Origin of the sequence: Campylobacter sp. 19-13652 (assembly GCF_019702925.1) — a bacterium.
Lineage (GTDB): Bacteria > Campylobacterota > Campylobacteria > Campylobacterales > Campylobacteraceae > Campylobacter_A.
Map to the genome: position 1 here is coordinate 1,692,222 of NZ_AP024713.1, position 25,201 is coordinate 1,717,422.

26 protein-coding genes, 5 tRNA genes and 2 pseudogenes are annotated in these 25,201 nt (G+C 45.3%); 4 read left to right on the plus strand and 29 right to left on the minus strand.

Going from position 1 to position 25,201, the window contains the following annotated elements; translation table 11 throughout:
* Positions 1-203: 203 nt before the first annotated feature.
* Positions 204-1,052 carry a pyridoxal 5'-phosphate synthase glutaminase subunit PdxT gene (pdxT, locus tag LBC_RS08150; protein WP_221253946.1) on the minus strand — a complete coding sequence of 283 codons (849 nt, stop codon included), beginning with the start codon at positions 1,050-1,052 and terminating at the stop codon, positions 204-206.
* Positions 1,052-1,924, minus strand: coding sequence for a pyridoxal 5'-phosphate synthase lyase subunit PdxS (pdxS, locus tag LBC_RS08155; protein ID WP_221253947.1), 873 nt, complete (start codon positions 1,922-1,924; stop codon positions 1,052-1,054). The genes pdxT and pdxS overlap by 1 nt, the downstream gene beginning before the upstream one ends.
* 121 nt (positions 1,925-2,045) lie before the next feature.
* On the opposite strand from pdxS, the gene LBC_RS08160 reads away from it, so the two are divergent.
* From LBC_RS08160 to LBC_RS08170, 3 genes and pseudogenes are all read left to right on the plus strand, one after another.
* Positions 2,046-3,215, plus strand: a complete 1,170-nt coding sequence (locus LBC_RS08160; protein WP_221253948.1) for a DUF2157 domain-containing protein — start codon at positions 2,046-2,048, stop codon at positions 3,213-3,215.
* A complete protein-coding gene (locus LBC_RS08165; RefSeq protein WP_221253949.1) occupies positions 3,212-3,733 on the plus strand; it encodes a GDYXXLXY domain-containing protein in 522 nt (173 codons plus the stop codon). The genes LBC_RS08160 and LBC_RS08165 overlap by 4 nt, the downstream gene beginning before the upstream one ends.
* A gap of 188 nt (positions 3,734-3,921) precedes the next feature.
* Positions 3,922-4,026 (plus strand): annotated as a pseudogene (locus LBC_RS08170) (Rid family hydrolase); the annotation flags it as partial.
* A 174-nt stretch (positions 4,027-4,200) separates the two neighbouring features.
* Here LBC_RS08170 and LBC_RS08175 read toward each other — a convergent pair.
* From LBC_RS08175 to mqnP, 10 genes and pseudogenes are all read right to left on the minus strand, one after another.
* On the minus strand, positions 4,201-5,025 hold the full coding sequence (locus tag LBC_RS08175; protein ID WP_221253950.1) for an alpha/beta hydrolase: 825 nt from the start codon (positions 5,023-5,025) through the stop codon (positions 4,201-4,203).
* A gap of 28 nt (positions 5,026-5,053) precedes the next feature.
* A pseudogene (locus LBC_RS08180) lies at positions 5,054-5,787 on the minus strand (hypothetical protein).
* A 180-nt stretch (positions 5,788-5,967) separates the two neighbouring features.
* Positions 5,968-6,366, minus strand: a complete 399-nt coding sequence (locus LBC_RS08190) for a tetratricopeptide repeat protein (protein ID WP_221253944.1) — start codon at positions 6,364-6,366, stop codon at positions 5,968-5,970.
* Positions 6,333-6,605 carry a hypothetical protein gene (locus tag LBC_RS08195; RefSeq protein WP_221253945.1) on the minus strand — a complete coding sequence of 91 codons (273 nt, stop codon included), beginning with the start codon at positions 6,603-6,605 and terminating at the stop codon, positions 6,333-6,335. The genes LBC_RS08190 and LBC_RS08195 overlap by 34 nt, the downstream gene beginning before the upstream one ends.
* Before the next feature lie 393 nt (positions 6,606-6,998).
* The gene (locus LBC_RS08200; RefSeq protein ID WP_221253953.1) at positions 6,999-7,580 is read right to left on the minus strand and encodes a 6-carboxytetrahydropterin synthase; all 582 of its coding nucleotides are present in this window, start codon (positions 7,578-7,580) and stop codon (positions 6,999-7,001) included.
* Position 7,581: 1 nt separating this feature from the next.
* Positions 7,582-8,337, minus strand: a complete 756-nt coding sequence (locus tag LBC_RS08205) for a 7-carboxy-7-deazaguanine synthase QueE (protein WP_221253954.1) — start codon at positions 8,335-8,337, stop codon at positions 7,582-7,584.
* A gap of 92 nt (positions 8,338-8,429) precedes the next feature.
* On the minus strand, positions 8,430-9,398 hold the full coding sequence (gene moaA, locus LBC_RS08210) for a GTP 3',8-cyclase MoaA (RefSeq protein WP_221253955.1): 969 nt from the start codon (positions 9,396-9,398) through the stop codon (positions 8,430-8,432).
* 107 nt (positions 9,399-9,505) lie between these two features.
* On the minus strand, positions 9,506-10,015 hold the full coding sequence (locus tag LBC_RS08215; RefSeq protein WP_221253956.1) for a DUF6115 domain-containing protein: 510 nt from the start codon (positions 10,013-10,015) through the stop codon (positions 9,506-9,508).
* Between the two features lies 1 nt (position 10,016).
* Entirely contained in the window at positions 10,017-10,535 is a 519-nt protein-coding gene (locus LBC_RS08220; protein WP_221253957.1) for a hypothetical protein, read from the minus strand.
* Entirely contained in the window at positions 10,532-11,401 is an 870-nt protein-coding gene (gene mqnP / locus LBC_RS08225) for a menaquinone biosynthesis prenyltransferase MqnP (protein WP_221253958.1), read from the minus strand. Before mqnP ends, LBC_RS08220 begins: the two co-directional genes overlap by 4 nt.
* A gap of 91 nt (positions 11,402-11,492) precedes the next feature.
* Here mqnP and miaA point away from each other — a divergent pair, with 91 nt between their 5' ends.
* Positions 11,493-12,380, plus strand: a complete 888-nt coding sequence (miaA, locus tag LBC_RS08230) for a tRNA (adenosine(37)-N6)-dimethylallyltransferase MiaA (protein WP_221253959.1) — start codon at positions 11,493-11,495, stop codon at positions 12,378-12,380.
* 400 nt (positions 12,381-12,780) lie between these two features.
* On the opposite strand, the gene LBC_RS08235 is transcribed toward miaA, so the two are convergent.
* The 17 genes from LBC_RS08235 to caiB form a co-directional block, all read right to left on the minus strand.
* Positions 12,781-13,422 (minus strand): NAD(P)H-binding protein, encoded by a 642-nt coding sequence (locus LBC_RS08235; RefSeq protein ID WP_221253960.1) that lies wholly within the window; start codon positions 13,420-13,422, stop codon positions 12,781-12,783.
* 765 nt (positions 13,423-14,187) lie between these two features.
* Positions 14,188-14,272, minus strand: a tRNA-Leu gene (locus LBC_RS08240).
* Between the two features lie 10 nt (positions 14,273-14,282).
* Positions 14,283-14,359: transfer RNA gene (locus tag LBC_RS08245), tRNA-Arg, on the minus strand.
* Positions 14,360-14,372: 13 nt separating this feature from the next.
* Positions 14,373-14,449 (minus strand) — tRNA-Arg (locus tag LBC_RS08250).
* An 8-nt stretch (positions 14,450-14,457) separates the two neighbouring features.
* Positions 14,458-14,534 (minus strand) — tRNA-His (locus LBC_RS08255).
* 5 nt (positions 14,535-14,539) lie between these two features.
* A tRNA-Pro gene (locus tag LBC_RS08260) sits at positions 14,540-14,617 on the minus strand.
* Between the two features lie 120 nt (positions 14,618-14,737).
* A complete protein-coding gene (locus LBC_RS08265; protein WP_221253961.1) occupies positions 14,738-16,075 on the minus strand; it encodes an acetyl-CoA carboxylase biotin carboxylase subunit in 1,338 nt (445 codons plus the stop codon).
* Positions 16,075-16,533: an acetyl-CoA carboxylase biotin carboxyl carrier protein gene (gene accB, locus LBC_RS08270; RefSeq protein WP_221253962.1), complete on the minus strand. Its 459-nt coding sequence runs from the start codon at positions 16,531-16,533 to the stop codon at positions 16,075-16,077. Before accB ends, LBC_RS08265 begins: the two co-directional genes overlap by 1 nt.
* A gap of 48 nt (positions 16,534-16,581) precedes the next feature.
* Positions 16,582-17,409, minus strand: coding sequence for a hypothetical protein (locus LBC_RS08275; protein ID WP_221253963.1), 828 nt, complete (start codon positions 17,407-17,409; stop codon positions 16,582-16,584).
* Entirely contained in the window at positions 17,406-17,681 is a 276-nt protein-coding gene (locus tag LBC_RS08280; RefSeq protein WP_221253964.1) for a septum formation initiator, read from the minus strand. Before LBC_RS08280 ends, LBC_RS08275 begins: the two co-directional genes overlap by 4 nt.
* Positions 17,678-18,937 (minus strand): phosphopyruvate hydratase, encoded by a 1,260-nt coding sequence (gene eno, locus LBC_RS08285; RefSeq protein ID WP_221253965.1) that lies wholly within the window; start codon positions 18,935-18,937, stop codon positions 17,678-17,680. The genes LBC_RS08280 and eno overlap by 4 nt, the downstream gene beginning before the upstream one ends.
* Before the next feature lie 4 nt (positions 18,938-18,941).
* Positions 18,942-20,036: a recombinase RecA gene (recA, locus tag LBC_RS08290; RefSeq protein ID WP_221253966.1), complete on the minus strand. Its 1,095-nt coding sequence runs from the start codon at positions 20,034-20,036 to the stop codon at positions 18,942-18,944.
* A gap of 77 nt (positions 20,037-20,113) precedes the next feature.
* Positions 20,114-20,830, minus strand: coding sequence for a TetR/AcrR family transcriptional regulator (locus LBC_RS08295; protein ID WP_221253967.1), 717 nt, complete (start codon positions 20,828-20,830; stop codon positions 20,114-20,116).
* A 66-nt stretch (positions 20,831-20,896) separates the two neighbouring features.
* On the minus strand, positions 20,897-21,181 hold the full coding sequence (locus LBC_RS08300) for a ferredoxin family protein (RefSeq protein ID WP_221253968.1): 285 nt from the start codon (positions 21,179-21,181) through the stop codon (positions 20,897-20,899).
* The gene (locus LBC_RS08305; protein WP_221253969.1) at positions 21,178-22,464 is read right to left on the minus strand and encodes an FAD-dependent oxidoreductase; all 1,287 of its coding nucleotides are present in this window, start codon (positions 22,462-22,464) and stop codon (positions 21,178-21,180) included. The genes LBC_RS08300 and LBC_RS08305 overlap by 4 nt, the downstream gene beginning before the upstream one ends.
* On the minus strand, positions 22,451-23,986 hold the full coding sequence (locus tag LBC_RS08310; protein ID WP_221253970.1) for an AMP-binding protein: 1,536 nt from the start codon (positions 23,984-23,986) through the stop codon (positions 22,451-22,453). Before LBC_RS08310 ends, LBC_RS08305 begins: the two co-directional genes overlap by 14 nt.
* Positions 23,983-25,194: an L-carnitine CoA-transferase gene (caiB, locus tag LBC_RS08315; RefSeq protein WP_221253971.1), complete on the minus strand. Its 1,212-nt coding sequence runs from the start codon at positions 25,192-25,194 to the stop codon at positions 23,983-23,985. Before caiB ends, LBC_RS08310 begins: the two co-directional genes overlap by 4 nt.
* Positions 25,195-25,201 lie beyond the last annotated feature (7 nt).

The window sequence follows — 25,201 nt, forward strand, 5'->3', positions numbered from 1 at the left end:
CTGGCTAGCGATAATTAGCCCCTTTGTTAGAATGGGCTTAAATTTAAAAGAGTGTAAGAAATCAAAAAATAACTCCAAAAATGCGAAGTATTTTCGTCTTAGACAAAGGCGGTTTTTAAATTTACGACGGGAGCATACTGATAGTATGTGACCGAGTAAATTTAAAAACCAACGCAGTATAAGGCGAAAAGACGAGCTGGCTTTCACCCCAGAGAAAGACTTTCTAAAAAATACCTATGCACTCGCTCATCTCTTGTTAATTCTGGGTGATATGACGTGGCTAGCATATTATCCTGCCTAACAGCCACGATACGCTCATTCACAACAGATAGCACCTGCACGCCCTCGCCCACATCGGCAAAAACAGGCGCACGCACAAAGACCATCGGCACGCTTCCCACGCCCTTAAACTCGCTCACACAGGTAAAGCTACCCAGCTGGCGTCCGTAGGCGTTTCGCTGCACGCTTGCCTCAAGCAAGCCAAAATGCACCGTGCTATCCCCCACAAGTCGCCCTGCTAGCAGTATCGCTCCAGCACACGTCCCAAACGCCCCCACGCCGCCTTTAATCATCTCACGAAGCGGCTCAAAAAGCCCCAGCTCACGCAAAAGCTTGCCCATAGTCGTGCTCTCCCCACCTGGGAAAATGAGTGCGTCAAAGCCGCCTTTTAGGTCGCTTTGCTGGCGGATCTGGCGTATATCAAGCCGCCCTTTAAATTTATCCGCCCCTGTGGCGGGGTCTTGGACGGCTGGGGCTGGCTCATTAGAGCTTTGAGAGAGCGGGCTTGGGCGGCTAGGGTCGTTAAAGGCTGGGGCGCTTGGGCTTTGGCTTGACTGGCTTAAATTTAAACCAGCCAAATCAGCACTGCGTGGGCGTTTTGAAGGGCTAGATTTTTGAAGACTCGCCCCATCATCAAAGCTATCAAATTTAAACCCAGCAGGAGAGAGCGTAGATGATAGCCCCACACGCTCGGCTCTGCCGTCAATACGCTCTAGCATAGCGATATGCTCGGCAAAGCTGCCCTGCACCGCTAGCACGCCCACTTTTATCATTACTTGCCTCGCTCCGCCATTAAAAGCTTAATCTCATCTTCATTTATGCCCACCATCGCTTCGCCAAGATCCGCGCTAATCTCAGCTAGCACAGCTGGGTCGTTAAAATTCGTTACCGCCTGCACTATCGCACGCGCACGCTTGACTGGGTCGCCCGATTTAAATATGCCGCTTCCCACAAACACGCCCTCAGCCCCCAGCTGCATCATCAGCGCCGCATCAGCAGGCGTCGCCACGCCACCAGCGGCGAAATTTACCACCGGCAAGCGTCCGTTTTTATGCACATATTCTAGCAGGGAATACGGCACGGCTAGGCTCTTTGCCTCGTGATACAGCTCGTCCTCGCTCATCGCCTGCACACGCCGTATTGCCGACATCATCGCACGCATATGACGCACCGCCTGCACCACATCACCCGTGCCTGGCTCGCCCTTTGTGCGGATCATCGACGCACCTTCGTTTATTCGTCTTAGCGCTTCGCCCAGATCCTTTGCGCCGCAGACAAAAGGCACGCTAAACTCACGCTTGTTAATGTGAAAAACGTCATCAGCTGGGCTTAAAACCTCGCTCTCATCGATATAATCAATCTCAATGGCCTGCAAAATCTGAGCCTCGACAAAATGCCCTATGCGTGCCTTTGCCATCACTGGTATACTCACCGCAGCCTGAATGCTCTTTATCATCGCTGGGTCGCTCATCCTAGCCACGCCGCCAGCTGCTCGTATGTCGGCTGGGATTTTCTCTAGTGCCATTACCGCCACAGCCCCTGCGGCTTCGGCTATGCGGGCTTGTTCTGGCGTGGTTACGTCCATTATCACGCCACCTTTTAGCATTTGCGCTAGGTTTGCGTTTAGCTCAAATCTATCTTGCATTACTCGCTCCAAATTTAAATTTAAAAGGCTGATTATAGCGTATTTTGCTTAATCTCTAAGCTTTTTTATGAACTTAAAATGCACTTTTTGTTAGAATTTAAAAAATCAAAAAAGGCAAGTGATGAATAATTTTAAATTTATGCAAAACCAGATAAAAATCTGGCAAAACGAAGGATTAATCGACGAAAATCTAGCCGCCAAGCTAAAATCAAGATACGAAAGCCCTAGCAGGCTCTATCTTGCCGTGCGCATTATCGCTTCGCTTTTTGCCTTTGGGGCGGCACTGCTTTTTATCGCTCACAACTGGGACGAAATGGCGCTTTTAGCCCGCTTTGGCGTGGTGCTAGCCGTGCTTGCTGGGGTGCAGGGCGTGGGGCTATTTTGTCTGCGTCGTGAGCAGATTTTGCTCGCTAGGGCGTGGCTATTTTTGGCAAATCTGCTCTTTGGGGCGGCGCTTACTCTTGTCGCGCAGATTTTTAATTTGGGCGAGCATATGAGCGATGGCGTGCTGGTTTGGGCGGTGGCACCGCTTGCTTTTGGGGCGATCTTTGGCTGGACGGAGCAGGTGGCGCTCTCGCTCGTGCTTGCTGGGGTGTATATGGGTATGGAATTTATGATTTATGACTCATTTTCACCCGCTTGGAGCGTATTTTTAGCGGTGGGAGCATTTTGGTATTTTAAAGGGCGTAGCGGCTGGCTTGGGGCTTTTGTGGGGGCTTTTTTAAATTTTATTTTTGCGCTTTATAGCTATCACACCTTTGGCGATTTGACGCAGGCTACGCTGCTTTATCTGGCTGCTAGCCTCTTTTTAGCGCTTGTTTTTTATGGCTCGGCGATAGGGCAGGTGAGTGCGATTGTAGGCACATTCGTGGCGTTTTTGTGGCAATTTTTTGCCTCTTTTGATAATTATGCACTCTTTAATAACGTGGGCAAAGAGCCGTTTTGGTGGGCTATTTTGTTGGTGCTTTGTGCGGCCAGTGTGGCAATAGCTCTTAAAAAGCGGCGGTGGATTTTGGGCGCAAGTGCGCTTTATCTTTTAGCGCTTGGTTTTGGGGCTAGCCGCTGGCTTAGTCCGCTTGCAATTGGCGGCATAAATATCTTGCTTTTTGTGCTAATTGGCTTAAAAGCGATAATGACTAAGGGCAAGCTAAATATCTATCTGGGGGCTAAGCTAATCTTAGCTGTGGCGGTTAGCGAATACCTCACGCTGCGATATGGCTACCTTGGCACAAGCTTAATATTTTTAGCGGTGGCCGGGGCTGTTTTGGTGCTTTTTAGGAGGGCAAAATGAGAGCTTTTAAAATTTGTCTAGCGCTTTGCGTGCTTGAGATTTTAGTGCTTCTTGGGATGTATGCTATCTCAGCTATGCCGCTTATTTTTGGGCGAGAAATTACCATCATCGCCCGTCCAGTAGATCCCAGAGATCTTTTGCGGGGAAATTACGTAAGGCTTGGCTATGATAATTTGCTTTCTAAAGAGCAAATTGCCGCTGGGACAAAAATTTATGCCCCGCTTGTGCCAGATAATAGGGCTGGGGCAAACGGCTATAAATTTGAAAGCATTACGACGCAAAAGCCTGGTTCTGGGCTGTTTTTAAGTGGCGAAATGGGGGCATTTTCAAAGCCAATTTTTGGCATTGAGGCGTTTTTTGTGCCGGTAAAAAAGGCAAAGGAGCTTGAGCGCGAGCTAGCAAGTGTCGGTGCTTTGGTAACGCTTGGGGTGAGCGAGAGCGGCAAGGCCAGGATAAAAAGCGTAAGCGCACTTGATAAAGGCGTAAAGCCCGCACTAAGCAAAGCCCCAAAGGAGTAAGGATAGCGATAATATAGCCGTGCAAATTTGTTGGTTTAAATTTCTAAGTCATTTAGCCTTTAGCATTAGGGGAGCAAAAACCTAGATAATAGCAAGGCTTAGATAAGTATTCCTAGCCTGCACCACTAGCCGCTGGGCAAGCTTTAGCATAGTTTAGCTTGCCCCCAAAGCTAGAGCTTTAGCATATTGCAAGCTATTTTAGTGCCGATTTTCCAGCGCGTTCAGCCTTTGCCGTTAGGGACTTGCCAAAGGGCGTAAAGGTCGAAATCGAGATGATAGCAAGGCTAAAGTAGGCTAAATTTAGGGTAAGCTACTTTTTGGGCTTGCCAACACACTAAAAACTCACTCTAAATTTATCCCAAAAGCCAACTTATAAATTTAGCCCTATCATTATGCTAGCTTCAGCGTGATAGGAGGTACTACCATAAAAAAAGACTTTTTAAAAAGCACCTTGTGGTAAATTTAATCTAAGCAAAATCTAGCTCCCAGCCTTTTAGTATCTGCAAAATCTCGCTAGCAAGCTCCTTTTCCTTACCCATAAAATTATGCCTAGCGTCCTTAATAAGCCCCACACTAGCGCCGTTTTTGATATGGCTTGCCATTAGCCTTATAAAATGTTCGCCATCACCCTGACTAAAGCCGTCAAGCGTGCCTATTATGATAGCCCCAGAGTGATTTATGCTTTTTATCTGACTAAAATCAGCACCAATATCGGAGTGGGCGTTATCAAGCTTATCAGAAAAGACCCACCCATATGCCGTGCGAGCCAGGCAAGGTAGCCAACCAAAAAGCTCAAACTCAAGCATCTCATCGCCCCTATTTTCACTCATATATCGCTTTATCGTCTGCCTTTGGGCTTGGCTTACGCCCTGCCTTAGATAGCTTAGCTGAGCAGGGCTTATTAGTATAAATTTCTCTATGCCAGCGTCTTGATGAGAGGATAAATAGGCGATGATTTTATTGGCCCCTAGACTATGCCCTGCTAGGTAAATGCGCTCATAGCCAGCCTTTTTTGCGTAGTTTAAATAAGCGTCTATGTCCTCGTCGCTGTGGGCAAAGTCTTCGTTAAACGAGCCTATTAGCTCGCAGCGATTTGTGCGGACATTGTGAGTATTGATTTGCGAAAAGGCGTCATTTGTCTGTGCATAGATAAAGTCTATGCCGTTTTGCATTAAAGCCACGCCTATATGCTCGTAAAAGGGGTTTGAGTAAAAGTTGCCGTGCACGCCTGTTATGGCGATTAAAACAGCTTTTTTGCTCCCGCTGCAAAAAAGAGTGCCATCTAGCAGCACGCCACGCTTTGTAGGAAAGCTTAAGTGCTTAATAGCTTTTATACCTTATGCCGTATTGTTTTGACGGCGGATAGAAGTCCGTGCCTATGCGTGTGCCTTCTAGCATAGCTGGGGTGTAGCGATAGCTATCGGCTCTATCCCAGTCAAAGCACCTTTGGATTTGGCTTTCGTTGCCTGATTTTATAAGCTCTATTAAATTTGGATTTAGCATTACGCTTTTACCAATGGCGATAAACTCCGCCCAGCCAGTTTCGTATGCGTTTAAAATTTCATCAGCCTCATAAAGATTTCCCACGCCTATAAAAGGCATACGCCCGCCTATCCTATCGTGCAAAAGCTCCATTCTGGCACGAGTGCTATCAGCCCCACGCCTAGCCTTTTTGTAAAAATCCCAAAGCGATACGTGCAGATACTGCAAAGGCCTTTTAACCAGCTCGTTTATTAAAGCAAAGCTATCACTCATACTAAGCCCAAGCTCGCCTGGCTCTTCTGGACTAAAGCGATAGCCGATAATAAAATCGCTCCTGCCCTGCTTTTTACGCATATCATTAATAGCATCCACAATCGCCAAAGCAAAGCGAAGCCGCCTAGGCAAATCCCCGCCCCACTCATCGTCTCTGCGGTTAAATTTAGCCGAGAAAACTGCTGTATAAGCCAGCCGTTTGCTCCGTGTATCTCCACCCCATCAAAGCCAGCCAAAAGCGCCAGCCTAGCTGCATTGGCAAAGCTAGCCACCATATCAGCCACCTCGCTAGCGCTCATAGCCCTAGCCGCACCATACTCGCTAGGTCCTAGCACGCCCCAGCCCCCTGTCTTGCTCGCATCGGCTCTTATGCCGCAGGGGCTGGCTGGCTTTGCTCTGACTGGTTTTTCTCTGACTATTTTTAGGGCTTGCTGGTTTTGCTAGCCCCAGGTGCTTAGATTGAGATTAAAAGCAATCTTTTATAAATTGCAAGCCTGAGAAATTCCAAGCTTGCATGCCTTTTGTTTGTATTCTTTGGCTTTTAAGAGATTTCTTTCTTGCTCAAAGGCAATGCCTAGATTATAGCAAGCCTCTTTAATATCATTATCACAAGCTAAGCTGTATAGATATTTTGTCTCTGCCATATCTTGCCTAACTCCCTCGCCGTCATAATAAAGAAGCCCTAAATTATAGCAAGAAATATAATTTGGCTCCTTTTCATTATCGCAAGCTAGCTTATAATATCTAGCTGCTTCTTTTCTGCTTTGTTTAAAGCCATCTTTTCCATAGTCATAAGTAACACCTGTATTGTAGCAGGCAAATGAAGCAAAACCTTCATTTGGAGCTAAATCGCAAGCTTTTTTATAAAATTTAGCCATTTTTCATCATCTTGCTTTACTACTTTGCCGTTTTGATAAATCCCTGCTACAAAGCCACATCCCACAGCTCTATAAGTTTTTGAAGCCTTTTCGTCATCACAAAGCTTGCTAGCTAGCTCAAAAGCTTTTTTGTAATCTTCTGCATCATAAGCATCAACTATTTCCAATAATTTTGGCGAAAACGAATTTTCAGCCAAAGCAAAACCAGCCACAAGGGCAAACAAAACTAACTTTTTCATTTTTATCCTTTGGGTTAAATTTAAAGCTAATGAGTTTGCGATTATTCTATCTTGCCCTGCTTAGAAATTGCTTAATGGATGGTAAATATAAAAGGCTAGAAGCTGGATTATTTTATTAAAAAGTAAGGTTGCTCCAAGGGTCAGCCCTGCCGTTATGGCAGGAGCTGGCTAGCGATAATTAGCCCCTTTGTTAGAATGGGCTTAAATTTGAAGTTCGCTAGAGAATGCAAAAACCAAAAAAATAAAAAAACGTCAGAATGCGAAGTATCGTGAGATGATTTTTTACAAACCAAGAGCCAGCGAGTGCTTTGGCACGTAGCTGGCGATGGGCGAAGCATACTAATAGTATGTGAGCCCCGAAGTTTGTAAAAAAGGGCTCACGAGACGAGCTGACTAAACGTCAGTAGGATTTACGATTTCCCTTTTCTGCACTATCCACTCTAATAGCTCAGGCTCATCCCAGCTAGCAATAATCTCAGGCGAAAAGACAATATCAGCGGGCTTTATAACGCCCATATTTGCGTTATATGCGTCTTTGCGAAAGCACTGCGCATAGCCAGTATCCGTCTCATGCACGATGATGCTTTGCACCTGCACGCCACGCTCTCCGTTATTCATTACGCTTAGGCTTAAAAGCTCATCAATCAGCACGAAAAATATCCGACAAAACTGCTCGGCCGAGGGATTTACAGGCACGCTCACCCAGCGTTTTGAAAACTGCTTAACCGCCGCAATATACTCGCTATCGTCCCCTGCCCAGATAGTCGTAGCGTGGTCAAAGCCGTCAATTAGCGTCTTTATACCGCGCTTCATCAGCCCAAAGTCATAAACCATCCCCGCATTGTCCAGCCACTCGCTTTCTAGCAGCACCTCCACTCGGTAGCTATGCCCGTGTATGGACGTGCGACACCGCCTAGACGTGCAGTCCCTGACTATGTGTGCGTTTTCAAATTTAAACATCTTTCGTATTATCATCTCACACCCCTTCCTTATCGTTCCAAAGCCTTATGTGAAGCCTGTCGGTGTAGTTATATCCCAGCCTTATCGCTGCTGCTGCCACGGCTGGAGCGTGGCGTTCTAGCTCGGCTTTGTTTGCCCCAAGCGGCATTAGCCACACTGGCGTAGTGGGCGAAATAGCGGCGATTCGTGCCACCTCGGCTAGCTCATTTTCTAGCTCATCCGCCCTGCCTGAAAGGACAAATTTAAACGCCGCCCCCTTTGCATTAGCAGCGATTGTTCTAATGGCGTCTTTATTTATCCGCCTAGCTTCGCTCTCGCCGCTAAGGGCTAGCTTTACGCTCATAGCAAAGTGGCACTTTTTTAGCACCGCCAAGGTCTTAAAATCTGGCGTGATAGTGGCGTTTGTTTCAAAGTGTATCTCGTAGCCCAGCTCATCAAGCAGCCAAAGCAGCCTAGCAAACTCCGCCCTATTTTGCTGGATAAACGGCTCTCCGCCAGTGATGACGACTATGGGCTTAGCTGCCTTGCCATACTCCTGCACTGTGCCTACTAGCTCGTCCGCACTAAGACGCAAAAAGCCAAAATGCCCTACCGCCACGGCTCTAAGCGTATCGCAGCCCCTTAGGCTTTGCCCAGTTTTGGGGCTTTTAGCGCTCACGCCAAATCCTTGGCATTTTAGATTGCACCCCGCCAGGCGGATAAAAACAGCCAGCCTGCCAGCCGCCGCGCCCTCGCCCTGAATGCTTAAAAAATGCTCAACTACCTGTAGCACCTTTATCCTTAAGCTTAATTTTTGCACGCCCTAGCTTAGCTTGGGGCGTGGGGGCTAAAATCAAATTTAAAGCTTTAAATTTGCCACTCAAGCTAGCCCCCAGTGTGGTAAAAAGCTCGACTTGAGGTCTCATTCTCCGCTCCCACGCTCCAGCGATTTTCCTTTGGCTTATTAGCCAGCACCTTAGCTAGAATTTGCTTAGCCGCCTCAATATCCCTAGCCCTCATAGCCTTTGCGATACTTAGGGCATCCTCGTGATAAAGGCAAGGGATAAGCAGCCCCTCAGCGCTTAGGCGTATGCGATTGCAACTTTCGCAAAAATCGTGCTTATGCGGGTCGATGATACCAAATTTATACCCATCGCTAAGCTCGTAAAGCGTGGCTGGTGCGCTTGGGAGCTTGTCTATGTTTTTTATCTTATATTTTTGGCTTATTATAGCCAGTATTTCGCTAGATTTTAGCCCCACTAGCTCGGTATCGGCGTGGGAGTTTTCCATATATTCTATAAAGCGGATTTGTGAGCCATTTTCTCGCGCAAACTCAAGCAAACTTATAAGCTCATCATCATTTACACCCTTTAAAGCGACGGTATTTAGCTTGACTTTTAAGCCAGCTTTAAGCGCTGCGTCATACCCAGCCAAGACGCTAGCAAGCACATCTTTTTGCGCGAGATTTAGGGCGCGCTCTGGCACTAAGGTGTCTAAAGAAAGATTAAGCCGCTTTAACCCGGCGGCCTTTAGTCTATCCGCTATTGGAGCTAGCAAAAAGCCGTTTGTGGTCATTGCCAGGTCAATATTTGGAGCATATCCTGATATCATTTTTATAAATTTCTCAAGATCCTTTCGCACAAGCGGCTCTCCGCCAGTTATGCGGATTTTATTCACTCCGCCGTCAATGGCTACTTTAACAAATTCAAAAAGCTCCTCAAAGCTTAACAAATTCTCCCTAGGAACCCAGCTAAAAGGAGTGGTCGGCATGCAGTATTTGCACCTAAAATTGCAACGCTGCGTTACAGAAATACGCAGATAATCAACAACCCTGCCATGCCCATCAACTAGCATTTTCTCCCTTTTTATATCGTAAAATAAATGCCAAACTATACTGTATTTGTCTTAATCGCGCTTGAAATTTGGCGCGCTATTTTTAAATTAAATTTTTATATAAACACTTAAGCCAGACTTATACCACTCATCTTTAGCACAAACTCAACACGCCCTACGCCAAGCTGCATATCCTTTGCTATCATCTCCACGCTCTTGCCACTTCGGTACTGCGCTAGGATTAGCTCGCTCTCGCTTTGGGGTGTAGGCGGAGTGAGCTTACTAAAATCACGAGTGCGCTCCTCTAGGCTGTTTATGCGGTTTTGTTGCTCACTTTGCTGCTCGCTTATTTTTTGCTTTAGTTCCTGAAGAGTGGCCAGCATAGGCAGAGTTTTATCACGCAATCTAGCGTCTAAAAACTCCTCAAGCTCGATTTGCACACGGTCTATATCTATGCTATTTGCCTCTTTTGCAAGCGTCTCTATACGCTTTTTTAGCTCATAATTTTCTCTCATTAAAGACTCTATCGCACCCTCGTAGTGCCTGAATTTAGCGCTATTTTCCTTATCTCTAAGCACTAAAAGCGCAAAAAATATCGCCAAAAGAACCACAAAACCAACCATCAAAATAGCCTGCATACTATCCTCCATTTTTTATCATGCGTATCATCTCGCGCTCTTTGCTTGCTACAAATCCGTCCCAGTCTGAAACGTCATCATCATGCATAAGCTCGATTTTAGCCACCCTCTTATCACAGGCTTTAAGATACATGGCAATCTGCCTTTTTGGAAAGACAGGAAGCTCAAAGCGCATATAATACTTCTCATCGACGCTTAAAATTTCATCACCAAAGCCCACATATTCAAAGCCCACCTCATTGATAATAGCGCTCATTGCAAGGCTTTTAAACTCGCGTTTTACGCCGCTTACAGCCTCACTTAGGACGTCTATTTTACGGTGTAAATGCACGAGTAAATTTAAAAGCACCTCGTCAGTATTTTTTGTCTCGCCCTTTGCCCTTGCTCGCTTTAGCCACGCACCAAGGGGGTCTTCCTCACTAAAGCTTAGAGAGTTATATTCCATTAAATGCTGCTCCTTTGCCACTGCATCAAGTTCAAGGCATACCTCGAGCATAGCTGGTACAAGCCGAATACTCACAAAACACCCCAAAGCACAAAGGCAAAAAATATAATCCCAAGCCAGCCATTTAGCGTAAAAAACGCCTTATCTATCTTTGTAAAATCACACGCTACTATGCGGTGCTCAAAAAACAAAATCACAGCACTCACGCCCACTCCAGCATACACCACTACACCAAGCCCTGCCGCCCATGCAAAAAGCAACCAAAAAAGCACAGTCAAAGCATGAAAGAGCCGAGATAAAGCCATCGTGGCAGCCTCGCCATAAATTGAAGGCACGCTATAAAGCCCAGCCTTTCGATCAAATTCCATATCCTGAAGCGAGTAAAGCAGGTCAAATCCAGCCACCCAAAACAGCACCCCAAGCCCCAGTAAAACAGCCCAAAGCGGTATACTAGCACTCACAGCTACCACCCCAGCTATTGGAGCAAGCCCCAAAGAAAGCCCCAAAATAATGTGTGCGCTAGATGAAAATCTCTTAAAAAACGAATATCCACCAAGAACCGCCAAAAACGGCACACTAAGCGCAAAAGCTAGCGAATTTATCGCCCACGAACAGAGAATAAAAATCAAAGCATTTGACACAGTAAAAATAAAAATAGTCGCCCCGCTCACTCGCCCATCGACGCTAGGGCGGTCTTTGGTGCGCTCGTTTGCCGCGTCAATATCGCGGTCTAGGTAGCGGTTTAAAAGCATGGCGAAGTTTCTAGCACTCACCGCGCAAAGTATGCCAAGGACTAAAAGCCTAAAGCCAAACCACGCAGAGCCACTTTGCAAAAAAGAGGCAACAAGCATAGCAATAAATATAAAAGGCAGCGCAAAAATGGAGTGCTTAAACGCAATAAGCTCGCCAAGGTCGCGCAAAGTAGTGATGATTTTTTGCATTTTTACTCCGTTAATAAGGTTTAATTTTACCGTTTTTTGGTTTAAATTCAAATTTTTTGGGTAAAATCGAGCTAAAAACCAAGGAGAGGGCTTGCAAAACCTAACGCAAATCGCCATAATAGGCACCACAGCAAGCGGAAAAAGCGCGCTAGCCATAGAGCTTGCTTGCGAGTTTGGCGGAGTGATATTAAGCCTTGATAGCCTAGCAATTTATAAGCAAATCGACATCGCAAGCGCAAAGCCAAGCGTCGATGAACTGGGGCTTGTGCCGCATTTTGGCATAAATCTAATAAACCCTGATGAGGAGTTTAGCGCTGGGGAGTTTTTTAAAATTTATAAAAGCGCAGCAGAGCAGGCAAAAAGGCTAAATGCGCCACTTTTTATCACTGGTGGGAGCGGATTTTACCTAAAGTCCATGCTCGAAGGACTTAGCCCAGCTGTACCCAAAATAGCAAAGAGCGACATGCCAAGCCTAGATGAGATTTATGCCACAGCAAGGCACGTGGATAGCGAGTGGGCGAACAAATTTAGCCCAAGCGATAGCTATCGGCTTTATCGCTGGTGGGAGATTTATAAATTTACAGAGGAGGTGCCAAGCGAGTTTTTAGCCAAAAACAGGCGCCCTCCGATTATTAAAGAGCTTGAGGTTTTTGACATACTCTGGCAAAAAGATGAGCTTAGAGAGAGGATAAAAACGCGCACAAAGCAGATGTTAGAGGCTGGGCTAATAGAGGAGGCGCGCGGGCTATTTGCGCGCTATAACCAAAACCTAAAGTCGCTTCGTTCAATCGGGCTAAAGGAGTGCGGCGAGTACCTGCGTGGTGAGATAGGCAGCGCAGACGAGCTATCAGAGCTTATTAGCACGCACACCGCACAGCTAGCCAAACGCCAGCGGACGTTTAATAAAGGGCAGTTTAAAGGCAAATTTACAGGCACGCTTTTGGAGTGCAAAAGTGCCATAAAGTGCTATTTGGGTTAGAATTTTAAGAGGCTTTATTTGGTAATTTTTGCAAAATTTAAGGCATGGTTTTGATAACTTTAAATTTGGTTTAGCAGTCTTTACTCTAATTTAACACTTTATTGTGGCACTCTAAAACTCTAAAATCTTAACAATGCGCTTGAGTTTATCAATGCTTCATATCATTAACACAAAAGGCTGATTGTGCGCATTTTACCCTTAAGCTATGGAATATAAAAGCTTAATAAATTTAAAATATTTTTTAAAATTTTAACATAAAATATAGTTAAACTAAGCCAATAATTCCATAAAAAACATTATTTTAAAGCCACAGAATCACTGGCTAGAATCAAATTTAAAATACAAATTTAAGCCAAAAAGCGCAAATAGAGCAAATTTAGCCAATAAAATCCACAAAAACCTAATCCAAAATTGCGTCTATCTCATCTAATTTATACAAATGCGCGCCTGTTTTTCCACTCTTGCTCGCTTTAATCATAGCCTTTGCAAGATTAGTCAAATCCTGAGGCGCAAAGCGCTTAAATAGCCCAAATTTATTAAAAAAGTTAAGCACGGATAGGCTTATTTTCTCACCCAGCCTCAGCCTATGAGCGCGCAGTAAAATGCTAGGACGAAAAATAGACACGCTTTTAAATCCAAGATCTTTTACAGCTTCCTCCAGCTCGCCTTTAATGCGAGTGTAAAAGGCGCAAGATTTCTCATCTGCCCCAGCAGAGCTAAGCAGCACAAGGGTCTGAATGCCTGCTTCATGCGCCTTTTTGGCAAACTCAAGCTGATAGGTAACATCGACTTTATACTGAGCTTGCTTGCTACCTGCGTCTTTTATCGTGGTTCCAAGTGTGCTAAAAAGTACGTCAGCCCCTAAAAGCTCAAGCTCTAAAATGCGATCAAAATCTATGACGTGATTTTGCAATTTTTCGTGTTTTATCTCAAGCGGGCGGCGGGTGTAAGCACTCACGCTCGTAAAACTCGCATCGTCTAATAATTCACGCAAAAGCACACCGCCGCTAGCCCCAGTCGCGCCTAGCAAAATGGCTCTCATACTTATCCTTTAAGTTAAATTTATCGCATTAATATAACATAAAAAGCAAAAATTTAACCACGCACAAGGCTAAAATAATGGCTTTATTTCTGCTAATATTGGGCTTTAACACATTTACTCATAGCAATTTTTTAGTGGCGCCATAAAAAACTCACAAAAACCAGCCAAAATAGATGATAAAAGTTGGCAAAATTATGTAGACTGCAAGAGCTATATTTAAGTTTTATTTTAGATTTTTGGCTTAGTTAAAACTCTTTGCACTTTAGCCCTTTACGTTATAAAATATTTAAATTTATTCGCACTTAGAATTTCTGGCATACACGCAAAAATGCTATATTTTAAGAGGCTATGCCGCTAAATTACAGGATAACTAAATATGCCTGGAATTTATTAAGCTAGAGATTATAGTTATATTTTTACTATGTCTTGAATTTATTAAAGCATGGACGAGGAATACTCATTCAATTAGCTCTTAATAAACGATGCGATGAAGTTGTTTTTACGCAAAACTGCACTTAAGTCCTGAAAGACTGCGACAAAAGTTCAACCAGCCTACAATCTCAATAAATTTTGCTAGCAAAAAGCATGCCCACGCTTAACTAAGCAAGAATGCGTTTTTCATGATTGTTTGCAAAAACTCATCAAATAAAGTACTACCTAATATTAAAATTTGAAATTAGAAAGAGATATTTTTAAAAATTATAAAAATATACAAAATAAAATTTTAAAATCTAAATTAGTATAGAAATAAAAAATTTAAAAAGATGGTGCGGTTGAGAGGACTTGAACCTCCACGCCGTGAAGCACCAGATCCTAAGTCTGGCGTGTCTGCCAATTTCACCACAACCGCATAAAAAAGGTGGTACGCCCAAGAGGATTCGAACCTCTGGCCTACGGCTTAGAAGGCCGTTGCTCTATCCAGCTGAGCTATGAGCGCATATCTCATAAAGTGGCGCGCCCGATAGGAGTCGAACCCATAACCTACAGATCCGAAGTCTGTCGCTCTATCCAATTGAGCTACGAGCGCCCATGAAATGGGGTGAGTGATGGGAATCGAACCCACGACCCTCAGGACCACAATCTGATGCTCTAACCGACTGAGCTACACTCACCATAATGGTCGGGGTGAAAGGATTCGAACCTTCGGCCCTCTGGTCCCAAACCAGATGCGCTAACCAGACTGCGCTACACCCCGATTGTGAGCTGTCCCACTTATAAATAATTGAGTTTGGCATTTTACCTAAAAAGGGTTTAAATGTCAAGCAAAACAGCCCATAAATTTAAAAAATTTAAACGTAAAAATTAAATTTATCATTTAATAATGGCGCGAAAGATAGTTTGTGTCGTATCTACCGTGCTTAAAATCCTCGCTATCCATCATCATTAAATGAAAATCGCGCGTCGTTTTAATCCCCTGAATAACAAGCTCATCAAGCGCTACCTTCATCTTTGCTATAGCTCGCTCCCTATCCTTGTCATACACAATCAGCTTGCCTATCATACTATCATAATATGGAGGCACGCTATACCCCTCATAAATATGGCTATCAAAACGCACGTTTCGTCCGCCTGGAGCTATAAATTTAGTAATTTTACCAGGATTTGGAGTGAAACTTTTTGGATCTTCGGCGGTGATACGGCACTCTATGGCGTGTCCGCTTATTTTAATGCTTTCCTGTGGAGGGAGCTTTTCGCCCTCTGCTACACGAATCATAAGCTCTATAATATCCACTCCACTTACCATTTCACTCACGCAATGCTCAACTTGCAAACGTGTATTCATCTCGATAAAATAAAACTTCCGCTCGGCTTGGTCATATAAAAACTCAAACGTACCAGCGCCGCTATAGCCTATCGCCTTGGTCGCTTTTACCGCAACTTCATGCAGCTTTTGCCTAGTCTCATCATCAAGCACTACGGCTGGGCTTTCCTCGATGAGCTTTTGATGGCGTCTTTGCATAGAGCAGTCCCGCTCACCGATGTGCAGGACATTGCCGTAATCATCAGCGATAATTTGCACCTCGACGTGGCGTGGACTGGTGATGTATTTTTCCATATACATTGTGCCATCGCCAAAAGCGGTCAACGCCTCACTCTCAGCCGCCCAGAAGTTCTTTTCTATATCCTCCTCGCGCTCGACTACACGCATTCCGCGTCCGCCCCCACCTGCAGCAGCCTTTAATATGACTGGGTATCCTATCTCGGCGGCTAGTTTTTTAGCGGCCTCAGCATTTGCCACAGCGCCGTCGCTACCTGGAATTACAGGCACTCCAGCGTTTTTCATCACGCTTTTTGCCTTGCTTTTATCGCTCATTAAATACATAGGCTGCACGCCTGGGCCTATAAATTTAATCCCCTCTTTTTCGCATATTTCGACGAAATTTCTATTTTCACTCAAAAAGCCATACCCCGGAAAAATAGCGTCTGCCTCGCTTATCTCAGCGGCTGAGATGATGGCTGGGATGTTTAGGTAGCTGTCGCTACTTCTTGGATTGCCTATGCAAATAGCAGCGTCTGCGTAGCGAACATATAAGGCGTCTTTATCGGCCGTAGAATAGACTACGATAGCCTTTTTGCCCATTTCTTGGATAGTGCGCAAGGCTCGCAGTGCGATTTCACCGCGGTTTGCGATTAGTATTCGCTCAAGTGCCATTAGATTTTCTCCACTTCATAAAGCGGCATAGCAAATTCCACAGGCTGCCCGTCTTCGACAAGAGAGCGCACTATCTTGCAGTCAAACTCAGCTTCGATTTCATTCATTATTTTCATCGCTTCGATGATGCCTATCGTATCGCCCTTTTTCACGCTCTGTCCAGCCTTTATAAACGGAGCTGCACCTGGGCTAGCTGCGACGTAGAAAGTGCCTACCATAGGCGAGTCTATGGTATCTGTGCTAGACGCTGGGACTGGGGCTTGGGGCGCGGCGATAGCAGGCTGTGGGGCTTGGATTATCTGAGTAGTGCAAGCGGCTGGATTTGTCGCAGCAGCTGGCGTGCTAACGGCGTCTTGTTTTTCTAACTCGATCTCAAAATCGCCCTGCTTTATTCTTATCTTATTTATATCTTTTTTCTCAAAAATATCAATAAGCTGTTCAATATCCTCTTTTTTCATCTATCTCTCCCTTATTAATTCAAAATCCTACATTTTACCCAAAAAAGCTTAAATTTTCAGCTCATATCCGCCTTTAATAGGACGCAAAACATACCCTTTAAAGCTCCTTGGAACTATGACGACGCGAAAATATCCATTATGCGCACCTATATTTAAAAACTCAAATCCGGCCGATTTTAAATGCCTAGAAAAGGTCAAAAATTGCCTAAATTTAGCACTAAAATCAAGCACTATTTTTTCATTTTTATACGTAAAATCTTTAGCAAGCTTTGCGCTGGTATAAATTTTAATCCCCTTATCACTAGCTTCAAATTTAATTAAATTTTTAAATTTAAAGCTATCTTTTATGATATTTGCACCATTTTGAGACTCGGGAGTTTTTTGGGACTTTGTTTGTGGAATTTGGGCAAGCACTGTTTGCTTTGGCACTTCTGCTTCGACTGGATTTTTTAAGGCTTCGTCCTTAGGCTCAAGATTAGCGGATTTAATGCCCCCATCATTAGATTTATTAGGCACAACAGGCACAGGTGGAGTTATGTTTAAATTTATTATCTCTGGCACAGGGGGAGGTATCTCGCAGGGCTTACAAACCGTGTTTTTAGCAGATGTTAGCACGTATGGTTCGCTAGCATCTATGCTTTTGTTTACTTTTATGGTCTGCTTGCGTTTGCTGCCGTCTTTTTGCACGGTATATAAAACCACCTCATCTAGGAGCATATCGCCTTTATCAAGTGATATTTTAAGCTCTGAAAACGGCTCAAATTCCTGCTTTAAATTTGTAACCACAACATCTGTATTTAGCTCGCCTGTGGGAATAAAAGGGTTTTCTCTTGCTAATAAAAAGCAAGCAAGAGATAAAAATATGATTTTCTTCATTTTGCTGCCTCAAAAAGCATCTTTAGCTCAAAATATTTTTTCTGAAGTGCGGCATTTTCCTGCTTTAGCTGCTCTATGTCGGATTTTAACTGCTCTTTTTTGCCCTGTAAAGCAAGCATTACTTCAAGCGAGCGTGCCCCAAAAAATACACCGCCAAAGTAAATCCCTAGCATTATAGTAACAAAAGCAGCGAGGGCAAGCACACCAGCTTGACGAAGCCTTTGCCCCCTCCTAGCATGCTCGTCGTACCCTTTTAAAAGCTCCTCGCTCACTTACTAGCCAGCTCTTTTCCTAAGTACTCGCTAGTTTCGCACTCGATTTCTAGCAGGCGGTTGTATTTGGCGTTTCGCTCGCTGCGGCTTGTCGCGCCAGTTTTTATCTGTCCAGTATTAAGTGCAACGGCAAAATCAGCGATAAAGCTATCCTCGCTCTCGCCGCTTCTATGGCTCATTATGCACGCATAGCCGTTTCGCTGGGCTAGGCGGACTGTTTGCATAGTCTGGCTTACTGAGCCGATTTGATTTGGCTTGATTAAAATCGCATTTGCCACGCCCTCTTTTATGCCACGGGCTAGGATTTTTTCGTTTGTTACAAACAGATCATCGCCCACTAGCTGCACCCGCTTTCCAAGACGCTGGGTAAGCTTTTTAAAGCCCTCCCAGTCATCTTCATCTAGTGCGTCCTCAATTGAAAAAATCGGATATTTCTCACAAAGCATAGCATAATACTCTATCATCTCATCGCTGCTTAGCTTGCTGCCTGCGACTTCGTATTTGCCATCATTATAAAGCTCGCTAGCTGCCACGTCTAGGGCTAGCTTTATCTGCTCGCCAGCCTTGTAGCCAGCCTCGCTAATGGCCTGCATAATGAGCTTTATCGGCTCTTCATTGTCCTTTAAATTTGGCGCAAAGCCGCCCTCATCGCCCACTGCCGTGCTGTGTCCTGCGGCGTTTAATATGGCCTTAAGCTTCTGATATATCTCAGCCGCAGCACGCAAAGCTTCGCTAAAGCTATCAAAGCCAAAAGGCATAATCATAAACTCCTGAAAATCGACGCTGTTATTTGCGTGAGCGCCGCCGTTTATGATGTTAAACATAGGCACAGGCAGCACGCTAGCGTTTGCGCCGCCTAGGTAGTGGTAGAGCGGGATTTTTAGGCTATTTGCCGCAGCACGAGCCACCGCCATAGATACGCCAAGGACGGCATTTGCGCCTAAATTTGAATAATTCTCCGTCCCATCAAGGGCTAGCATCTCATCATCTATCATCTTTTGATTATACGCATCAAGCCCGATTATGGCCTCAGCTATGCGTTCATTTACGTTTGCGATGGCCTTGCTTACGCCCTTGCCGCCGTATTCCTTGCCGCCGTCTCTTAGCTCTAAAGCCTCTCTTTTGCCAGTGCTTGCTCCACTTGGCACTATCGCGCTAGCAGTTGTGCCATCGCTTAGCATTACGCTTGCTTTTATGGTTGGATTTCCCCTGCTATCAAGCACCAAAAGCGCTGTTACGTCTTCGATGTATACCATGATTTTATCCTTCGTCGCTGATTTCTTCGCTGGCTTCCTCGCCATCACTTACTTCAAATTTGATATTACCCATAGAGCCTTTTATTGCCTCTACTATCTCATCTGCTACGTCTTTATTCTCTTTTAAGTAGGCTTTGGCATTTTCCCTGCCTTGTCCTAGCTTGTTTGCCTTGTAGCTAAACCACGCTCCGCTTTTATCGACTATATCAAGCTTCACGCCATAATCAATTATCTCGCCTTCACGGCTTACACCCTCGCCAAACATAATATCAAACTCAGCCGTCTTAAATGGAGGGGCGACTTTGTTTTTTACCACTTTTACCTTGGTACGGTTGCCAATTGGCTCGTCATTTTGCTTTAGTGTGGCGATTTTTCGCACATCAAGGCGGACTGAGGCGTAGAATTTAAGCGCATTTCCACCCGTCGTAGTCTCTGGTGTGCCATATCCCATAGCGCCGATTTTCATACGAATTTGATTAATAAATATAACCGTTACACCCATTTTATGAACGACGCCTGTTAGCTTCCTTAGTGCTTGGCTCATCAGCCTAGCCTGAAGTCCCACGTGCTGGTCTCCCATATCGCCTTCTATCTCGCTTTTTGGCGTTAGTGCCGCGACGCTATCGACGACTATTACATCTATGGCTCCACTTCTGGCTAGAGTTTCAACTATTTCTAAAGCTTGCTCGCCAAAATCAGGCTGGCTGACGTAAAGGTTATCTGTATCTACGCCTAAATTTGCAGCATACTTAACATCAAGCGCATGCTCCGCATCGACAAAGGCACACACTCCACCAGCCTTTTGACACTCGGCCACAATATGAAGTGTCAGCGTCGTTTTACCAGAGCTTTCAGGGCCATAAATCTCGATTATTCTGCCTCTTGGTACACCACCTATACCAAGTGCGAGATCAAGCCCCAGCGATCCAGTCGAAGTAGCATCTATATGCTCAACTTGCTTATCCCCTAAGCGTACAAGCGTGCCCTTACCAAACGCCTTATCCACCTGTTTTAAAGCAAGCTCAAGGGCTTTTTGCTTATCAGCTTCGGTTTTTTGTGTCTTTTCTAGCTTATCGCTTTTGCTAGATTTTTCAGCCATTTTTTACCTTTTGTTAAATTTTCGCTAGATTTTAGCCAAAAACAGATGAAAAATGCCTAAATTTAACATAGGCTGGATCAAATTTTAATACCAGCATATTCCTTACAACAACGATTAAGCATCACTCGTCCGTCGTCTGTAGCGTAAAAATTTAATAGCTGATGATAGTATCTCATCGTCATTTTTGTGGCGTCATCTTGGCTTAAAATGCCATCTTTGACGTCTTGGAGTATGGTCTTATTAAAGCGAAGACAAATGTCATTAAAATCATTTACAAGCCCAGCCTGCAAATAGCCGTCATTTACGCAGCGTTCCAGCATAAAAAAGCTACGATCATAAATGTTATTTGAGTGAAACATCTTATCCAAAAACAGGGGAGATGCCTTGGCGATTTTATCAGGGAAAATCTCATAATATTGCTTAAGATAAGCGTCAAATTTACCCTCGCCGTGAGCGAAAAATAAAAGCCAATAAATCTCAGGCTTAGCATAAGCATACTCACAAAAGCAAGCACACACCTGCATATATACCTCAAGCGAATTACTGCTCTTGCTAATCGCCTTTTTTAAAGCTTTATTATACTCATCAAGCTGATCTAGTATAGAAAGAAATATTAAATGAGTGAGGTTATCAAAATAATTATAAAGCGTAGCAGAGGAGTAGCCAGCTAAAGATGCGGCATTTCGTATTGTTACTGAACTCACGCCGTCGCGATTTATTATCTCATTTGCCGCATCAATAAAATACTTCATCATTCTTGATCTTTTAATGCTCTCTCGCTCTTGCTTTGTCATATTTTTATCCGTGTCAAATTTAATAACCTTAATCTTAGCTTTTAAAAGCTTTCATAAAGCTAAAAATTAACCAAAACGATACTCCACACCAAAACTGCTGTTTGGATACTCCCATTTTTTTATCACGCTACCTTCGCATAAAATCCTACACGTCCCACACTCCAAGCACCCAGCATAATCAAAGCCCAACTCACCATTTTCGCCTATTTTATAAAGCCCAGCAGGGCAGATTTGAGCTAGCTTTTTAAACTCACTTAGCTCTATCTGACTAGCTAGCTCAATGTGGGCGTTACCCTCATCAACATTAAATTTATTTACGCTTAATTTTGCGTCAATATTTAAGCTTCTCATAGCGATTTTATCCCCCTGTATAAATCTTTGATTAAATTTAAAAATCCCACTTTTTTAAGCCCACTAGCTAGCTTTTTTCGCAGCGGCTCGCTTGTGCCATTTACGCTAAAAATGTCCGCCATTATTGAATTTATCATCTTAGGATAGGCATTAAAAATCCGCTCATTTGCTAGCAGTTTTGGGGCGTTTTTATAAAGCCGCATATCGCTTAGACTAGCGGTTTTTGCTAGCTCACTTTCATACTCGCTTAAAACAGCGGCGGAAAAATCACCCCTGCTCTTTGCCGCTACGACCGCTTTGGCTGCCGCTATGGCACTATCGACTGCCATATCCATACCACGCACGCAGTAGCCTATGTTTATACAAAGCCCAGCCGCATCGCCTAGGACTAGCACTCCATCGCCGCTTAGCCTGCCGATTGCATTAAAGCCGCCCTCTGGTATGACGTGGGCTGAGTATTCGCTTAGTTTTGCGTCTTTAATTAGCGGAGCGATGGCAGGGTGAGATTTTAAGCTTTCAAGCATAGATGGCAGGCTAGTTTCGCACTCGCTTGCCGCTTCAAGCCCTAGCACCACACCAAGAGAAATACTATCCCTGTTTGTATAAATAAAACCTCCGCCCATATGCCCCTGCGTCGCGTCGCTTAGCATTAGCCACGCCGCACCCTCGCCGCTACCACAGCCAAAGCGTTCGTTTATCGCCTGCTCGCCGATAGTTAGCACCTCCTTTGCCCCCACGGCACAGTTGCTCTTATCAGGCTTAAAGCCAAGATTATTTTTAGCGCAGATTATCGAATTTGCCCCATCGGCTACGAGCACCACGCTAGCTTCTAGCTCCTCGCCGTCTGAGATGACGCCGCAGACCTTGCCGTCTTTTTTTAGCAGGTCATCGACCCTTACGCCAGTTATTAGCTCAGCCCCTGCTTCGCAGGCTTGCTGGGCTAGCCATTTATCAAGCTTAGCCCTTAAAACCGAATAAGACCGCTTCTTTGGCTCATCATCTGGGGCGAAGCTATAAAGCAGGCTCGTGCAGTTTTGTTCGCTCATAAATGAAAGGCGTTCTTGCGTGATGACTCGCTCTACGGGTGCGTTTAAGCCAAAATCAGGGAAAACCTGCTCTATGGTGTGGGCATACAGCCTGCCACCGCTTGTGTTTTTTGCTCCTGCTTCGCTACCTCGCTCGATTATCAGCACGTCTAGCCCCTGCGTTGCCAGCAGATAGCCAGCCACGCAGCCAGCCACGCCAGCCCCAACGATAATGACATCAAATTTATCCTCGCTCATTTGCTTTTCCTTTTAAATTCATTCGCTCAAACTCCGCCTTTAAAAGCTCCTTTTTGACCTTGCCGCTAGCGGTTTTTTCAAGATTGTCTTTAAAAATGACAAACTTTGGCACTTTAAATCTCGCTACCCTAGCCGCACAATACTCCTGCACCGCCGCCACACTTAGCTCGCCCTTGCCGCTTGGCACGATAAAAGTAGCTATCATCTCCTCATCCAACTCGTCTTTTACCCCAATTGCCGCCACTTCGCTCACTCCGCTTAGCTGGCTAATAAGCATCTCAATCTCCACACTGCTTACATTCTCGCCTAGGGTTTTGATTAAATTTTTAGCTCTATCAATGAAGTAAAACTCGCCCCATTCGTCACGCCGCATCACATCGCCAGTCCTAAACCAGCCGCCGAAAAAGCTTTTTTCATTTAAGGCTTCATCGTCAAAATAGCCGCTAAAAAGCTCCTTGCCTCGTTCTGCTCTTAGCCATAGCTCGCCAGCTTCGCCTACGCCAGCTTCGCTGCCGTCATCTCGCACTAGCCTAGCGGCATATCCTGCTCCCAGCCGCCCTATGCTACTTAGGTTTTCACTCTCGCTTGCCCTTTGCGTTATCGCCCCTACCACGCTCTCGCTCATACCCCAAGAACTCAGCATTCGCCCCACGCCAAAGCGGCTTTTAAATTTAATCAACTCCGCCTCGCCAATCGAAAGGTAAAACATCACAAGCCGCAAGCTATGCACCCTATCCAGCTCGCTTTTTGGGCTTAGCATTAGGGTTTTTATTATCTTTGGGATTAGTTCTGTTATCTCTGCCTTGTGCCGCCGCACGCTAGCCATAAAGCCACTCGCACTATAGCGGCTTAAAAGCACAAACTTTCCGCACGCCCCAAGAATAGGCAGCAGCTGAGTGCATTGAGCATCAATATGCCACAGCGGCATCACGCTAATAAAGCTCTCCCCGCCCCTAAGCCCCATCACGTCCGCCCCATAAGCCACGCTAAAAAGCAGATTATACTGCGTTAGCACCACGCCCTTTGGCGTCCCAGACGTGCCAGAGGTAAAGATAATCTCCGCCACGTCCGCTAGCCCTGCCTCGCTTTTAAAGCTAGCGCGGGGCTTGATTTTTTGAATTTCTGCCTTTGTGATGATGAGCTGGGGCTTAAATTTAATCGAGAAAAGCTCAAACTCGCTAATAATCGCCCTAGCCTTAATCCTAGCTAAAATCTCGTCCGCTTCGGCTGGCAAAAAGCAGGCATTTAGCGGTACTACCACCGCCCCAAGGGCAAGCACGCCAAGCCAAGCGATAACGTACTCGTCGCTATTTCTTAGCCACAACGCCACCCTCTCACCACGTTTTACACCAAGCCTTTTTAAATGCTCCGCCACGCCGTAAGCCCTACTAGCCATCTCTTTATAGCTATGGCTTACGCACTCGCCGCTTTCACTCTCAAAGACAAGAGCCGTCTTGTCCCCACCTTGAAGCTTGAGGTTAGCTAGAAAATGGGCGACGTTTTTCCAGCCTAGCTCGCTCATTTTTCGCTTAGCCTTATTGTCTTTTGGCTTTGCAAATCGGCAATTTGTGCGACGTCGTATCCCAGGCTAGCTAGCAGGACTGCCGTGTCCTGTCCGTAGCTAGGACGAGGTCGCCATATACGTGATGGGCTGTTTTTAAATTTAGGAAAGACGTTCGTGCCTTTTACAATCTCTCCCTTAGCGTTTTGCCAGCTAATAAAGCTCTGCCTAGCCTTGTAGTGTGGGTTGCTTTCTAGCTCGCTTACTTCAAGCACTTTGGCTGCGGCTATTTTTAGGCTGGCTAAAATATCCAGTGCTTCGCTTACGCACAAAGAGCCAAAATAGCTATCAAGCCCAGCTTCAAAACGCTCGCTCACGCTCATATTGCGGCTTATTAGCTGAGCATCCTTTGCCACTTCGCTTGCGTATAGCTCAGCTAGTCCTATTAGCTCAAACATCGCCGCCACTTGAGCTATGCCGACCACTTCAAAGACTATGTAGCCGTCCTTGCACGCATATAGCCCGCACCCTGCATAAAGCGGGTCCTTGCCCTTTATCATTCTAGGGCACATCTCTTCGCCGTTTAGGTAGTTCATCATATAATACTGCCCAGCCCTTAGCATAATCTCATACATCGCCACGTCAATGCTCTCGCCCTCGCCACTTGCCCTAGCCTTATAAAGTGCCGCTAGCGTCGCACTAAGCAGCGCGTAGCCGCACATATAATCAGCCGTGTAGGGAAAGGCTGGCATAGGCTGATTAACATCTCCGTTTTGGATTAAATAGCCGCTAAAGGCTTGGGCTATGGTGTTATAGGCTGCTAGTCTTACAAATCGCTCATCGCCGCTATGCCCAAAGCCTGATAAATGGGCGATGACGAGCTTTTTATTTGCCTGCCAGAGCAGCTCATCGCTTAGCCCCTTTTTGGCAAAGGCTGGACCTTTGCTGCTTTCTATAAAAACATCGGCGGTTTTGATTAAATTTAAAAACACCTCCCGCCCCAACTCGCTAAAAACATCAAGGCAGAGTGAGTACATATTTCGTCTGGCTAGCTCGCTGTAATACTCCTGCACTCTAATCGTGTCTGGGTATTTTGGATTTTCTATCCATATCACCTCAGCCCCCCACTCAGCCATCAGCCCAGCCGCAAAAGGAGCCGCCACCTCCATAGCCGAAAAGACCACTCTAACGCCAGCTAAAACGCCAAATTTAGGAGTATCAAGTCCCATTTTGCCC

What these genes read in the sequence shown, in the direction of transcription:
- pdxT (WP_221253946.1), bottom strand. Translation starts at nt 1,052, where the DNA reads ATGATAAAAGTGGGCGTGCTAGCGGTGCAGGGCAGCTTTGCCGAGCAT.
- pdxS (WP_221253947.1), bottom strand. Translation starts at nt 1,924, where the DNA reads ATGCAAGATAGATTTGAGCTAAACGCAAACCTAGCGCAAATGCTAAAA.
- LBC_RS08160 (WP_221253948.1), top strand. Translation starts at nt 2,046, where the DNA reads ATGAATAATTTTAAATTTATGCAAAACCAGATAAAAATCTGGCAAAAC.
- LBC_RS08165 (WP_221253949.1), top strand. Translation starts at nt 3,212, where the DNA reads ATGAGAGCTTTTAAAATTTGTCTAGCGCTTTGCGTGCTTGAGATTTTA.
- LBC_RS08190 (WP_221253944.1), bottom strand. Translation starts at nt 6,366, where the DNA reads ATGGCTAAATTTTATAAAAAAGCTTGCGATTTAGCTCCAAATGAAGGT.
- LBC_RS08195 (WP_221253945.1), bottom strand. Translation starts at nt 6,605, where the DNA reads ATGAAAAAGTTAGTTTTGTTTGCCCTTGTGGCTGGTTTTGCTTTGGCT.
- LBC_RS08200 (WP_221253953.1), bottom strand. Translation starts at nt 7,580, where the DNA reads ATGATAATACGAAAGATGTTTAAATTTGAAAACGCACACATAGTCAGG.
- moaA (WP_221253955.1), bottom strand. Translation starts at nt 9,398, where the DNA reads ATGCTAGTTGATGGGCATGGCAGGGTTGTTGATTATCTGCGTATTTCT.
- LBC_RS08215 (WP_221253956.1), bottom strand. Translation starts at nt 10,015, where the DNA reads ATGCAGGCTATTTTGATGGTTGGTTTTGTGGTTCTTTTGGCGATATTT.
- mqnP (WP_221253958.1), bottom strand. Translation starts at nt 11,401, where the DNA reads ATGCAAAAAATCATCACTACTTTGCGCGACCTTGGCGAGCTTATTGCG.
- LBC_RS08235 (WP_221253960.1), bottom strand. Translation starts at nt 13,422, where the DNA reads ATGAGAGCCATTTTGCTAGGCGCGACTGGGGCTAGCGGCGGTGTGCTT.
- LBC_RS08265 (WP_221253961.1), bottom strand. Translation starts at nt 16,075, where the DNA reads ATGGCACTTGAGCGAATACTAATCGCAAACCGCGGTGAAATCGCACTG.
- accB (WP_221253962.1), bottom strand. Translation starts at nt 16,533, where the DNA reads ATGAAAAAAGAGGATATTGAACAGCTTATTGATATTTTTGAGAAAAAA.
- LBC_RS08275 (WP_221253963.1), bottom strand. Translation starts at nt 17,409, where the DNA reads ATGAAGAAAATCATATTTTTATCTCTTGCTTGCTTTTTATTAGCAAGA.
- eno (WP_221253965.1), bottom strand. Translation starts at nt 18,937, where the DNA reads ATGGTATACATCGAAGACGTAACAGCGCTTTTGGTGCTTGATAGCAGG.
- recA (WP_221253966.1), bottom strand. Translation starts at nt 20,036, where the DNA reads ATGGCTGAAAAATCTAGCAAAAGCGATAAGCTAGAAAAGACACAAAAA.
- LBC_RS08295 (WP_221253967.1), bottom strand. Translation starts at nt 20,830, where the DNA reads ATGACAAAGCAAGAGCGAGAGAGCATTAAAAGATCAAGAATGATGAAG.
- LBC_RS08300 (WP_221253968.1), bottom strand. Translation starts at nt 21,181, where the DNA reads ATGAGAAGCTTAAATATTGACGCAAAATTAAGCGTAAATAAATTTAAT.
- LBC_RS08305 (WP_221253969.1), bottom strand. Translation starts at nt 22,464, where the DNA reads ATGAGCGAGGATAAATTTGATGTCATTATCGTTGGGGCTGGCGTGGCT.
- LBC_RS08310 (WP_221253970.1), bottom strand. Translation starts at nt 23,986, where the DNA reads ATGAGCGAGCTAGGCTGGAAAAACGTCGCCCATTTTCTAGCTAACCTC.
- caiB (WP_221253971.1), bottom strand. Translation starts at nt 25,194, where the DNA reads ATGGGACTTGATACTCCTAAATTTGGCGTTTTAGCTGGCGTTAGAGTG.